The organism is Corynebacterium limaceinasi (assembly GCF_046717465.1).
Lineage (GTDB): Bacteria > Actinomycetota > Actinomycetes > Mycobacteriales > Mycobacteriaceae > Corynebacterium.
Genome location: NZ_CP177100.1, coordinates 1243170 through 1256900, shown reverse-complemented (window position 1 = coordinate 1256900; position 13731 = coordinate 1243170). Strand labels below are relative to the sequence as shown.

General features: G+C 57.2%; 8 protein-coding genes, 3 rRNA genes and 1 riboswitch. Of the genes, 6 read left to right on the top strand and 5 right to left on the bottom strand.

Annotated features, from left to right (window positions below):
* Nucleotides 1-29 precede the first annotated feature (29 nt).
* The 5 genes from rrf to ACLI1Q_RS06140 form a co-directional block, all read right to left on the bottom strand.
* Nucleotides 30-147: ribosomal RNA gene (gene rrf / locus ACLI1Q_RS06160) — 5S ribosomal RNA — on the bottom strand.
* 147 nt (nt 148-294) lie between these two features.
* A 23S ribosomal RNA gene (locus ACLI1Q_RS06155) occupies nt 295-3371 on the bottom strand.
* Between the two features lie 519 nt (nt 3372-3890).
* Nucleotides 3891-5408, bottom strand: a 16S ribosomal RNA gene (locus tag ACLI1Q_RS06150).
* Together the 16S, 23S and 5S rRNA genes form the textbook arrangement of a ribosomal RNA operon.
* 629 nt (nt 5409-6037) lie before the next feature.
* Complete coding sequence (gene tyrS / locus ACLI1Q_RS06145) at nt 6038-7324, bottom strand: tyrosine--tRNA ligase (protein ID WP_284772183.1); 1287 nt, start codon at nt 7322-7324, stop codon at nt 6038-6040.
* Nucleotides 7325-7378: 54 nt separating this feature from the next.
* Nucleotides 7379-7546, bottom strand: a complete 168-nt coding sequence (locus tag ACLI1Q_RS06140; protein ID WP_023017904.1) for a Trm112 family protein — start codon at nt 7544-7546, stop codon at nt 7379-7381.
* A gap of 129 nt (nt 7547-7675) precedes the next feature.
* Nucleotides 7676-7789: riboswitch (TPP riboswitch) on the top strand.
* 1 nt (nt 7790) lies between these two features.
* Between ACLI1Q_RS06140 and thiC the strand changes: the two genes are divergently transcribed.
* Genes thiC through ACLI1Q_RS06110 form a run of 6 tightly spaced genes read left to right on the top strand, consistent with a single transcriptional unit; the run spans nt 7791 to nt 13694 of the window.
* Nucleotides 7791-9722, top strand: a complete 1932-nt coding sequence (thiC, locus tag ACLI1Q_RS06135) for a phosphomethylpyrimidine synthase ThiC (protein WP_284772184.1) — start codon at nt 7791-7793, stop codon at nt 9720-9722.
* A complete protein-coding gene (locus tag ACLI1Q_RS06130; protein ID WP_284772185.1) occupies nt 9712-10386 on the top strand; it encodes a thiamine phosphate synthase in 675 nt (224 codons plus the stop codon). Before thiC ends, ACLI1Q_RS06130 begins: the two co-directional genes overlap by 11 nt.
* Nucleotides 10379-11500, top strand: coding sequence for a glycine oxidase ThiO (gene thiO / locus ACLI1Q_RS06125; RefSeq protein ID WP_284772186.1), 1122 nt, complete (start codon nt 10379-10381; stop codon nt 11498-11500). The genes ACLI1Q_RS06130 and thiO overlap by 8 nt, the downstream gene beginning before the upstream one ends.
* Nucleotides 11501-11538: 38 nt before the next feature.
* Nucleotides 11539-11742 (top strand): sulfur carrier protein ThiS, encoded by a 204-nt coding sequence (gene thiS, locus ACLI1Q_RS06120; protein WP_284772187.1) that lies wholly within the window; start codon nt 11539-11541, stop codon nt 11740-11742.
* A 9-nt stretch (nt 11743-11751) separates the two neighbouring features.
* A complete protein-coding gene (locus tag ACLI1Q_RS06115; RefSeq protein WP_284772188.1) occupies nt 11752-12534 on the top strand; it encodes a thiazole synthase in 783 nt (260 codons plus the stop codon).
* A complete protein-coding gene (locus tag ACLI1Q_RS06110; protein WP_284849749.1) occupies nt 12534-13694 on the top strand; it encodes a ThiF family adenylyltransferase in 1161 nt (386 codons plus the stop codon). The genes ACLI1Q_RS06115 and ACLI1Q_RS06110 overlap by 1 nt, the downstream gene beginning before the upstream one ends.
* The last annotated feature ends 37 nt before the right edge of the window (nt 13695-13731 follow it).

Sequence of the window (13731 nt, the reverse complement as noted above, 5' to 3'; positions counted from 1 at the left end):
AAACACTATTTTGTTGTTTTGTTGTTTGGTGTCGGCGGTGACTTACTCTCCCACAACCTCCCGGTTGCAGTACCATCAGCGCGTACAGGCTTAGCTTCCGGGTTCGGAATGGGACCGGGCGTTTCCCTGTAGCTATAAACCACCGACAAACCTAAAAGAACACTACCCACCACTGCGTGTGGTGTTGTGTCAGATACTGCATAGTGGACGCGACACACAATAATGTGTTCATTTATTTGTTTACTCGCTTCACAAGTCCACCCAACATATCCAAACATTGTTTGGGTTGTTGTGGTGTGTTTGTTTTGGTCAATTAGTACCAGTAGCCTTCACACCTTACAGTGCTTCCAAGTCTGGCCTATCTACCCCATAGTCTTTAGGGGACCTCAAAAGAAACCTCATCTTAAAACAGGCTTCCCGCTTAGATGCTTTCAGCGGTTATCCCTTCCGTACGTAGCCAACCAGCGATACCCCTGGCGGGATAACTGGCACACTAGAGGTACGTCCGTCCCGGTCCTCTCGTACTAGGGACAGCCTTCTTCAAGTTTCAACGCGCGCGGCGGATAGAGACCGAACTGTCTCACGACGTTCTGAACCCAGCTCGCGTGCCGCTTTAATGGGCGAACAGCCCAACCCTTGGGACCTACTCCAGCCCCAGGATGCGACGAGCCGACATCGAGGTGCCAAACCATCCCGTCGATATGGACTCTTGGGGAAGATCAGCCTGTTATCCCCGGGGTACCTTTTATCCGTTGAGCGACACCACATCCACAAGTAGGTGCCGGATCACTAGTCCCGACTTTCGTCCCTGCTCGACATGTCTGTCTCACAGTCAAGCTCCCTTGTGCACTTACACTCACCACCTGATTGCCAACCAGGCTGAGGGAACCTTTGGGCGCCTCCGTTACATTTTGGGAGGCAACCGCCCCAGTTAAACTACCCACCAGGCACTGTCCCCAACCCAGATCATGGGCCAAGGTTAGATGCTCAATCCGATCAGAGTGGTATTTCAACAACGACTCCACCACCACTAGCGTGATGATTTCACAGTCTCCCACCTATCCTACACAAACCGAACCAAACACCAATACCAAGCTATAGTGAAGGTCCCGGGGTCTTTTCGTCCTGCCGCGCGTAACGAGCATCTTTACTCGTAATGCAATTTCACCGGGCCTGTGGTCGAGACAGCAGAGAAGTCGTTACGCCATTCGTGCAGGTCGGAACTTACCCGACAAGGAATTTCGCTACCTTAGGATGGTTATAGTTACCACCGCCGTTTACTGGGGCTTAAATTCTCAGCTTCGCAACCACAAAGGTTACTAACCGGTCCTCTTAACCTTCCAGCACCGGGCAGGCGTCAGTCCATATACATCAACTTAACGTCTTCGCATGGACCTGTGTTTTTGATAAACAGTCGCTTCCCTCTATTCTCTGCGACCCCACAACACTCCAGCAGCTAGTGCCTTCACGTCACAGGGCCCCCCTTCTCCCGAAGTTACGGGGGCATTTTGCCGAATTCCTTAACCACAGTTCACCCGAACGCCTTAGTATCTTCAACCTGACCACCTGTGTCGGTTTAGGGTACGGGCCATACACACACTCGCTAGAGGCTTTTCTCGACAGTACAGGATCACCACCATCAACCCCTTTAGGGTCTACGCATCACGCCTCAACCACATGTGCGGCGGATTTACCTACCACACGGCCTACACGCTTACACCACCAATCCACTAAGTGGCGCGGCTACCTCACTGCGTCACCCCATCACTTGAACCACACATCAGGCCCCACGACATCAACACCACCAACACTCAAAGAATGCTAGGTAGCGTATCCGCAGTGGTTAGTATCAGTGCTTCATCATGGGCGCACATGTACGGGTACCAGAATATCAACTGGTTATCCATCGACTACGCCTGTCGGCCTCGCCTTAGGTCCCGACTCACCCTGGGAAGACGAACTTGACCCAGGAACCCTTAGTCATCCGGCGGTAAGGATTCTCACCTTACAATTCGTTACTCATGCCTGCATTCTCACTCGCACACAGTCCACGCCTCCTCACGGTAACGCTTCCACCCATGCACGACGCTCCCCTACCCAAACAACAAAAACTGTTGCTTGCCGCGGCTTCGGCGGTGTACTTGAGCCCCACTACATTGTCGGCGCAGAACCACTCGACCAGTGAGCTATTACGCACTCTTTCAAGGATGGCTGCTTCTAAGCCAACCTCCTGGCTGTCTTCGCGATCCCACATCCTTTTCCACTTAGTACACCCTTAGGGGCCTTAACCGGCGCTCTGGGCTGTTTCCCTCTCGACTATGAAGCTTATCCCCCACAGTCTCACTGCCGCACAACACAATTGATGGCATTCGGAGTTTGGCTGACATTGCTAAGATTGTAGTCCCGCTCAACCAACCAGTCGCTCTACCTCCACCAAGCTAATACGACGCTGCACCTAAATGCATTTCGGGGAGAACCAGCTATCACGGAGTTTGATTGGCCTTTCACCCCTACCCACAGCTCATCCCCGCAGTTTTCAACCTACGTGGGTTCGCGCCTCCACAACCTCTTACAGCTGCTTCACACTGGCCATGGGTAGATCACCCCGCTTCGGGTCCAGGACATGCCACTAACCACCCCATTAGGATTCGGTTTCCCTACGACTACCCCACACGGGTTAACCTCGCGACATGCCGCTGACTCGCAGGCTCATTCTTCAAAAGGCACGCCATCACACACACAAGGTGCTCTGACGGATTGTAAGCACATGGTTTCAGGAACTATTTCACTCCCCTCCCGGGGTACTTTTCACCATTCCCTCACGGTACTATCCACTATCGGTCACACTGAGTATTTAGGCTTACCGGGTGGTCCCGGCAGATTCACAACAGATTCCACGAGCCCGTTGCTACTCGGGAACCCAACAACCCCCACATCATCATCTTCAGCTACAGGACTCTCACCTACTCCGGTAGATCATTCCAAACCACTTCACCTAACAACAATGCGAAAAAGGGCGTGCCACTGGTAGATGACACAAAGCTAGGCCCCACAACACCGCACACACAACCCCTACCAGGTATCACATGCACACGGTTTAGCCTCATCCACGTTCGTTCGCCACTACTAGCAGAATCATTATTATTTTCTCCTCCTACGGGTACTGAGATGTTTCACTTCCCCGCGTAACCCCCACAACAGCTATGAATTCACTGAAGGGTAACCCCACATAACCAGGGCCAGGTTTCCCCATTCGGACATCCTCGGATCAACGCTTTATTGACAACTCCCCGAGGCTTAACGCAGCCTTACACGTCCTTCATCGGCTCAGCATGCCAAGGCATCCACCATGCGCCCTCAATAACGAACACACCAACCACCACACACAAACCACACAACCAACAAAAAGCCATGCAGCCACATGCGGTAGCAACAAGTGAACTTGACAAAATAAACAAAAAAGAAAAATCACATCACACACACAAAACACCACCAACCACAAACAGCCGATGGCATCATGCAGATGCTCGCGTCCACTATACAGTTCTCACACAACACCCCAAACCAGCAACACACACCACCACAACAGATGGCATCCATCAACCAGTCAGGCACACACTAAGGGGATAATGCCCCAGACACCCAACAATGCACCAACAACTTATCCACAACATTATATTTTGTATGCATGGACACTTTTACGCATGCCACAAAGCACCATTCAAACACTTGATACTGTCGATTAAGGTGTGTCTCCTACCCGGAATTTCCAAACAATCGGTGGCAGCAGAACACTCGCCTACTCAACCACCAACCCACACAAACTGTGTAGGCAACCCACAAACAGTGGGCCATTGGCTGCAACTGCAGCCCAATAAAAAGCTCCTTAGAAAGGAGGTGATCCACCCGCACCTTCCGGTACGGGTACCTTGTTACGACTTCGTCCCAATCGCCGATCCCACCTTCGACGGCTCCCTAACACGTTTAGGCCACCGGCTTCGGGTGTTACCAACTTTCATGACGTGACGGGCGGTGTGTACAAGGCCCGGGAACGTATTCACCGCAGCATTGCTGATCTGCGATTACTAGCGACTCCGACTTCATGGGGTCGAGTTGCAGACCCCAATCCGAACTAAGACCGGCTTTCAGCGATTCGCTCCACCTCACAGTGTCGCAGCGCATTGTACCGACCATTGTAGCATGTGTGAAGCCCTGGACATAAGGGGCATGATGATTTGACGTCATCCCCACCTTCCTCCGAGTTAACCCCGGCAGTCTCTCATGAGTCCCCAACCAAATGCTGGCAACATAAGACAAGGGTTGCGCTCGTTGCGGGACTTAACCCAACATCTCACGACACGAGCTGACGACAACCATGCACCACCTGTACACCAACCACAAAGGGAAACTACATCTCTGCAGCGATCTGATGTATGTCAAGCCCAGGTAAGGTTCTTCGCGTTGCATCGAATTAATCCACATGCTCCGCCGCTTGTGCGGGCCCCCGTCAATTCCTTTGAGTTTTAGCCTTGCGGCCGTACTCCCCAGGCGGGGCGCTTAATGCGTTAGCTACGGCACGAAAGTCGTAGAAAGACCCTCACACCTAGCGCCCACCGTTTACGGCATGGACTACCAGGGTATCTAATCCTGTTCGCTACCCATGCTTTCGCTCCTCAGCGTCAGTAACTGCCCAGTAACCTGCCTTCGCCATCGGTGTTCCTCCTGATATCTGCGCATTTCACCGCTACACCAGGAATTCCAGTTACCCCTACAGCACTCAAGTTATGCCCGTATCGCCTGCACGCCCGGAGTTAAGCCCCAGAATTTCACAGACGACGCGACAAACCACCTACGAGCCCTTTACGCCCAGTAATTCCGGACAACGCTCGCACCCTACGTATTACCGCGGCTGCTGGCACGTAGTTAGCCGGTGCTTCTTATCTAGGTACCGTCACACAAAGCTTCGTCCCTAGCGAAAGGAGTTTACAACCCGAAGGCCTTCATCCCCCACGCGGCGTCGCTGCATCAGGCTTGCGCCCATTGTGCAATATTCCCCACTGCTGCCTCCCGTAGGAGTCTGGGCCGTATCTCAGTCCCAATGTGGCCGTACACCCTCTCAGGCCGGCTACCCGTCGCCGCCTTGGTAGGCCATTACCCCACCAACAAGCTGATAGGCCGCGAGCTCATCCTACACCGAAAAAACTTTCCACCACACACACTAAAGTGCGGTCCTATCCGGTATTAGACCCAGTTTCCCAAGCTTATCCCGAAGTGCAGGGCAGATCACCCACGTGTTACTCACCCGTTCGCCACTCGAGTACCCTGCAAGCAGGGCCTTTCCGTTCGACTTGCATGTGTTAAGCACGCCGCCAGCGTTCGTCCTGAGCCAGGATCAAACTCTCCACAAAAAGAAAAAATTTCAGAACAACATTCCAAAATCAAGGCCGTGAAAAGCCCAAACCTAACCAAAAGAACAAACCACCACAAACCAATAAAGGCTCATGCTGGCGTCCAAAAATTACTACAAGAAAAAATAAACTGCCTCCCCAACCCGACGGGGCAAAAAAGGGAGACAAAAAGTTGAACACAATCACATGCCAACCAATCCATCAATGCAGCCGAAACACTAAACAGTATTCAAAAAGGTACATGCTTCACATACCTTACCGGCACACACCAACCAACAAACCACACTCGGTTCGCTGGCCAACAGACCAATCAACACACAACCATGCACACAAAAATAAAAAATAAGTACATTGGCACACTATTGAGTTCTCAAACAACATCCACACACCACAAGAAAATTAACCAAACGTTAACCTCTCATCGGCGGCTCGTACTAACCTACCCAACAACCTGAACCAAGTCAAATCCTCGAACCAAGTCAGTACAAAAAGTCACTCAAAAGTAACCAACCGGCTACCTCTCGGCGACTTCGATAAAGTTACACCCAACCCCGAAAAACACACAAATCCCCTGGTAAACACGCAAAACGCGATTACCAAGGGATCAGTCAACAGCTAAGGTGACGCTCTTAGGAAGGATCCACGACCCGTGCCCCGGCGAAGCGCTTCTTGCCCTTACGCAGCACCAGCCACGAACCGTGCAGCAGATCGTTGGAATTCGGCGACCACTCGATGTCCTCGATGCGCTGGTTATTCACGTAGGCGCCACCCTCGCCCACGGTGCGGCGCGCAGCACCCTTTGATTTTTCCAGTCCCGCCTCAACCAACAGATCCAGAATCGTGGCCGCTGGGTCGACCTCGGCAATCTCGGTTTCCTGCAATGCGGAAGACAACGTGGCCTCGTCCAAATCCTGCAGCTCTGCCTTACCAAACAACGCCTGGGAAGCCAGCTCCACTGCTTCGGTGGCCTGCTCGCCGTGCACCAAGGTGGTCATCTCCCGCGCCAATACGCGTTGCGCCTCACGTTTGTGGGGTTCCTCCTCTACCTTGCGCGCCAGCTCTGCGATCTCCTCCTGGGTGAGGAAGGTAAACCAACGCAGGTAATCGATAACCACCGCGTCGCCAGCATTGATGAAGTACTGGTACCAGGAGTACGGGCTGGTCAGCTGAGGATCCAGCCACAGTTTGCCGCCGCCGGTGGACTTGCCAAACTTATTGCCCTCGGCATCTGTCACCAACGGCACCGTCAGGCCATGGACCTTCGCACCATTCACGCGACGGTTCAGATCGACGCCGGAAACGATGTTTCCCCACTGGTCGCCACCGCCAATTTGCAGCACACAATCGTACTCTTTGTGCAGGTGCACAAAGTCGTTTGCCTGCAGCAGCATGTAGGAAAACTCGGTGTAGGAAATGCCGTCGGATTCCAGGCGGCGCTTGACCGTATCGCGGTCCAGCATGGTATTCAGCGAGAAGTTCTTACCGATATCGCGTAGGTACTCGATGACGTTGATCTGGCTAGTCCAGTCCGCATTGTTCACCATCACTGCTGGGATTGCGGACTCGCCCGCCTCAGTGAAGTCGACGAAGGCCTCAAGTTGGTCCTTGATTGCCTGCATATTCTCTGCGATCTGCTCTTCCGAGAGCATGGATCGCTCTCCGACATCGCGTGGGTCACCGATCATTCCCGTCGCGCCACCGGCCAGCGCGATGGGACGGTGACCGAATTGTTGGAAGCGCTTCAGCATAATCAGCGGCACGAGGTGGCCAGCGTGCAGCGAGCTTCCCGTCGGGTCGAAACCGCAGTACAAGCTGATCGGGCTCTCTGCGGCTTCCTTCAATGCCTCTAGATCTGTCGACTGGTTTATCAGCCCGCGCCATTGCAGTTCATCGATGATGTTCGTGGTGTTGCTCATACGTAGGTGTTCCCTTGTTGCCTATTACGTGTTTTCTTTCCAGAGCGCGTCGCTCTACTTAATGGGCCAGTCCTTGGCTTCGTCGACCAGCATGACCGGAATACCATCCTGCACCGGATAGGCCTTGTTCAGCCTTGGGTTCACCAAATAGTCGCCGTGATCCTCCAGCGGCTGCTTGTCGATGGGGCACACGAGGATCTCTAGGAGCTTCTGATCGATCATGCTGCTTAGTCTAACCCGTACCCCAGACAACCTATTTAGTGACTCCCTGATGTTGCTTGCCGATGTCCCCTCGGTCAATCCCCTAGCCCATATCTTCACCCTCGCGTGCTGTGCGTTACAGTGGAAGGCGCAACCGAACACGGGCGCTCGAGGTATCGAGCTGAGATCGCGCTGTACACCTGCGCGAGTACCGCTAGAACCTGCCTGGTTAGAACCAGCGAAGGAAGAATGAGGAGAGTCAACTATGACGGATACGTCTGCCCAGCACACCCGTACCACCATCCCGAACGACGAGTACGGTGCGGAAATCCACCCGAAGCACAGCTTCGCCCCCATCGAAAAGCAGGTGGAGTCCTTCGGCAAGACCTTCACCCTTGAGGTGCCGGAGACCGAGGTTCAGCTGGACGATTCCCCGACCGGACCGAACGCGCCGCAGAAGCTCTACCGCACCCGTGGCCCGTGGGCCGAGCCGACCGAGGGGCTAGAGGCACTGCGCAGCGAGTGGATCGAAGCTCGCGGCGATGTGGAGGCCTACGAGGGGCGTCGACGCAACCTGTTGGACGACGGTAACCGCGCCCTCAAGCGTGGCGAGGCCAGCGACGAGTGGAAGGGCATAAGCCGCGAGACGCTGCGGGCCAAAGACGGCAAGCGCGTAACCCAGATGCACTACGCACGCCAGGGTATTATCACCCCGGAAATGGAATACGTCGCACTGCGCGAACACTGCGATGTAGAAAAGGTGCGGGAGCAAGTTGCTTCCGGCAAGGCGATCATCCCGAATAACATCAACCACCCGGAATCCGAGCCGATGATCATCGGCAATGCCTTCAACACGAAAATCAACGCCAACATCGGTAACTCCGCCGTGACCTCCTCCATCCGCGAAGAGGTAGACAAGCTGCGCTGGGCTACGCGCTGGGGCGCAGATACCGTAATGGATCTATCCACGGGCAACGACATTCACACCACCCGCGAGTGGATCATGCGTAACTCTCCGGTGCCGATCGGTACCGTGCCGATCTACCAGGCCCTCGAGAAGGTCGACGGCGTGGCCGAGGATCTGACCTGGGAAATCTTCCGCGATACCGTGATCGAGCAATGCGAGCAGGGCGTGGATTACATGACGATCCACGCCGGCGTGCGCCTGCCCTTCGTGCCGCTGACCACCAAGCGCGTGACCGGCATTGTCTCCCGCGGCGGTTCCATCATGGCCGGCTGGTGCCTGGCCCACCACAAGGAATCCTTCCTGTACGAGAACTTCGACGAGCTGTGCGAGATCTTCGCCAAGTACGATGTCGCGTTCTCGCTTGGCGATGGCCTGCGCCCCGGCTCGATCGCCGATGCCAACGACGCAGCCCAGTTCGCAGAGCTAAAGACCATCGGCGAGCTGACCCACCGCGCCTGGGAGTACGACGTTCAGGTCATGGTCGAAGGCCCGGGCCACGTGCCACTGAACATGGTGCAGGTCAACAACGAAAAGGAGCAGGAATGGTGCGGCGGCGCTCCGTTCTACACCCTGGGGCCGCTGGTTACCGACATTGCCCCCGGCTACGACCACATCACCTCCGCCATCGGTGCAGCCAACATCGCCATGGGCGGTACCGCAATGCTGTGCTACGTCACCCCGAAGGAGCACCTGGGTCTGCCGAACAAGGATGACGTGAAGACCGGCGTGATCACGTACAAGGTCTCCGCGCACGCGGCGGACGTCGCCAAGGGCCACCCTGGCGCCCACGAGTGGGACGATGCGATGAGCAAGGCGCGCTTCGAATTCCGTTGGCACGACCAGTTCGCCCTGTCCCTGGACCCGGATACCGCCCAGTCCTACCACGACGAAACCCTGCCCGCGGAGCCGGCGAAGACCGCCCACTTCTGCTCGATGTGCGGACCGAAGTTCTGCTCCATGCGCATCAGCCAGGATATCCGCGACGCGTTCGGCGAGAAGATCGACGAGGCTCTGGCCACCGACCAAAAGCAATCGCTAGTCAAGGACCTCGGCTTGCCGGGCTTCGGCCGCCAGAGTGTGGACGAAGAGCACTTCACTAATGCCGAGGGCGAAGAAGAAATGGCCGAGGAGTTCCGTCGTGCAGGATCCAAGCTCTACCTAAACCGGGACGAGGCCAAGGAAGTTTCTGAGGACCTGCAGAAGGAAGCAGCGGCGTACAGTGAGCGCTAACCAGCTGGACCTGCGGTGCTACCACGTGACGGGCGCACCGCAGGAGAAGGTCGTACAGGTTGCCGCAGCGGCAGCAGCCGGTGGCGCGGGCGTGATTCAAGTTCGCAGTAAGCCCATTAGCGTGCGCGATCTGACCGCGCTTGCTATCGACGTGGCGGCGGCGGTCGAAGAGGCCAATTCAGCAACGCGGGTGCTTATCGATGACCGAGTCGACGTGGCCGCCGCGCTAATGTGTAAGCACAATATCCACGGCGTACACATCGGCCAGGACGACCTGGATCCGCGCCTGGCACGGCAGATTCTTGGCGAGGATGCGATCATCGGGTTGACCACCGGCACCCTCGAGCTCGTGCAGGGTGCTAACGAGTACGCCGATGTGATCGACTACATCGGTGCGGGTCCGTTCCGCCCCACGCCCACGAAATCCTCTGGTCGAGCCCCGCTGGGATTGGAAGGCTATCCCCCGCTCGTCGCGGCTTCGGCCGTTCCGGTGGTGGCGATTGGTGATGTGCAAGCCACCGACGCCGAAGCGCTGGCGGAAACCGGTGTGGCTGGTGTCGCGATTGTGCGCGCATTTATGGACTCCGACGATCCGGCGGCGCTGGCGACCACGGTTGTCCGAGCTTTCGACCGCGCGAATGCAGCCACAGGTTCACATGAATAATGCCGAGCACGCCATCATTGGCGCGGGAATCATCGGGCTTAGCACCGCATTCGAGCTGGTGGATGCGGGTGTCGACCCACGGGAAATCGTGGTGATCGATCCCCACCCCATTAGCGGAGCCACGTTCGTGGCCGGCGGCATGCTGGCTCCGGTGGCGGAGGTGCAATACCGGCAAGAGCCGTTGTACCCGCTGATGGTTGCTTCAGGCGAGATGTTCCCGGATTTGCTAACCAGGTTGAGTGCGAAAACGACCGCTCCGACGGGGCATCGCCGTGAATCCACCCTGGTGGTGGGCGCCGACCGCGCCGATGGCGTGCACATCCGCGAACTGCTGGCGCTACAGCAGAAACACGGCATGGATGCCCACGCGCTGCCACTTCGGCAGGCCCGAAAGCTAGAGCCTGGGCTCAGCCCCCAGCTGGCCGCCGCAGTGGAAATCCCGGGCGATCACCAGATCAACCCGCGCATGTTCAGCGCGTGCCTGTTGGAATACCTGCAGCACGCCGGGGTTCGCTTCGTGGCTACGGCGGCAACGCGCATCGACGGGCACACTGTGCTGCTTGCCGATGCCCAGCTGGTCACCGCCGACATGATCTACCTCTGCAACGGTCTGGGCGCCAAAGACGTGGATGGCTGGTTCGAGGGCGCCAATCCCCTAGCGCTACGGCCGGTGTTGGGTGACATGCTAAGGCTGCGGGTACCAGAAGAGCTAGCGCCAATCACCCGAGTGGTGCGCGCATTCGTGGAGGATCGGCCGGTGTATGTTATCCCCCGCACCGACAGCACCATCGCTATCGGTGCCACCAGCCGCGAGGACAACCGCAAGGGCCCGTCCGTGGACGGTGTGCACACGCTCCTTCGCGATGCTATCCGCGTGGTGCCGGGGCTGGAGGACTGCGAGTTCATCGAGGCTATCGTTGGAGCCCGGCCTGGCACCCCCGATGATTTGCCCTACCTGGGCAAAGTACGCGACGGGCTAGTGGTTTCCACCGGCTACTTCCGCCACGGAATCCTCCTGTCCGCCCTGGGAGCTAAGGTGGGTGCCCAGTTGGGAATGGGCACGTCCCCGAGGATGGACATCTCGGCCTGCGATCCGCTACGCCACGCCCGATAGCCTCACAAGAATAGCCTCACAAGAAAGGAATAAGCACCATGGACTACACACTTAATGGCGAGCCCCGCCACAGCGATGGGCCGATCACCGTGAGCGCCATCGTAGAAGCAGAGACTGGCGATGCCTCGCCAAAGGGCGTGGCCGTGGCCATTAATGGCGATGTGATCCCCGCCAGCAACTGGTCTCATGAGGTTACCGACGGCGACCAATTGGATGTCCTCATCGCGGTACAGGGCGGGTAGGAATCTCCTATGCTTACTATTGCAGACAAACAATTCGATTCGCACCTAGTAATGGGAACCGGCGGGGCCAGCAGCCAGGACATGCTGGAGCAATCCCTGGTTGCCAGCGGTACGCAGCTCACCACCGTCGCCATGCGTCGGCACAGCGCTAAGAGTCCCGGTGGCGAGTCCATCTTCGAGCTCTTACAGCGGTTAAACATTGACGTGCTGCCCAACACTGCGGGATGCCGCACCGCCCGCGATGCCGTAACCACCGCCAAGTTAGCCCGCGAGGCGCTGGGCACCAATTGGGTGAAGGTAGAGGTGATCGCTGATGACCGTACGCTTTTGCCCGACGTGGTGGAGCTCGTGGATGCTTGCGAGATGCTGGTTGCTGAAGGATTCGTGGTGCTGGCATACACGAGTGACGATCCGGTCATCGCCAAGCGGCTAGAAGACGTGGGCGTGGATGCGGTGATGCCTTTGGGCTCGCCGATTGGTACAGGTCTGGGCATCCTGAACCCGCACAATATTGAGCTGATTTGTTCGCGCGCCCAGGTTCCCGTGCTGCTGGATGCCGGTGTGGGCACGGCCTCCGATGCGGCGCTGGCCATGGAGCTGGGCTGCGATGGGGTACTTTTAGCCAGTGCCATTAACCGCTGCCAGGATCCCCTGGCGATGGCCTCTGCAATGAAATACGCCGTGGAAGGCGGCCGGTTGGCCCGCCAAGCTGGTCGCATTCCGAAAAGGCAGCACGCCGTGGCCTCGTCCTCGTTTGAAGGTTTGGCTAGCTGGGAAGATAAGGTCCTGTAATGAGCCAACTGCCCCACGATGAGCTGCATAGAGTGGCCCGTCAAACCCTGCTGCCCGGCTTTGGCATCGCCCAGCAGGAAGCGCTGCACGGCACCCACGTATTCGTCATCGGCGCTGGCGGATTGGGATGTCCCCTGATGCAGCAACTGGCTGCCGCCGGTGTGGGCGAGATTTCTGTTATCGACGGCGACACGGTGGATCTCACCAATATCCACCGCCAGATCCTGTTCGGCGCCGAGGATGTGGGTAGATCCAAGGTGGAGATCGCCGCCGAAAAGCTCGAACAGCTACAGCCAGGCATCGTCGTGCATGCGATTCGCGACCGGCTCACCGCGGACAATGCGTTGGACTACCTCCGTGGAGTGGACATCCTGGTGGATGGTTCCGATACGTTTGCCACCAAGTTCCTAGCCGCCGATGCTGCGGAGATCACCGGCACCCCGCTGGTATGGGGTTCGGTGCTGCGATTTCGCGGTGACTGCGCAGTGTGGTGGTCTGGACCCGGTGCCGAATCGGGCGTGGGCATGCGCGATCTCTATCCTCTGCAACCCGATCCCGATTCCGTGCCGGATTGCGCCACCGCCGGCGTGCTGGGCGTAACCACCAGCGTGGTCGCGGGCCTGATGTCCACCGAGCTGATTCAGTTCGCCACCGGCATGAACCGCGACCGGGTAGGTTTGTTGAGCATCTACGATGCCCTGAGTTCCTCCATCACTCACTTCCGCGTGCCCCACGACCCAGCACGTGAGCTAACCACACAGCTGCAAAAAGACTACGGTGACGCTGCCTGTACCGTGCTGGGGGCCGAAGTTGCCGCCGCGATGTTCGACGATCTGCGCGAAGGCGCCGCGGCTATCGACGTACGCGAAGCCGGGGAAGCTGCCATCGATGATTTCTTTTTTGACGCCACCGCGAAGCATTACCACTTACCAACGTCCGAGTGGCAGGAAGATCCAGGGATAGTGCGCTCCCTGCTCGATTCCCTGCAGTCCGAGGGGCTTAGCGACGCCTGGGTATACTGCGCCTCCGGCAAGCGATCTGCCACTTTCATCTCGGCCTTCGCCGAGGAAGCCGAACAGCGTGACATTAAGCTGCACAACGTTGCAGGCGGCATAAAGAGCCAGCCCGCAACGTCTCATGGAATCCCTTCCTCTCATTGATGAGGGCATTTTTATCTTCCAGATGAGCCAAAGGACC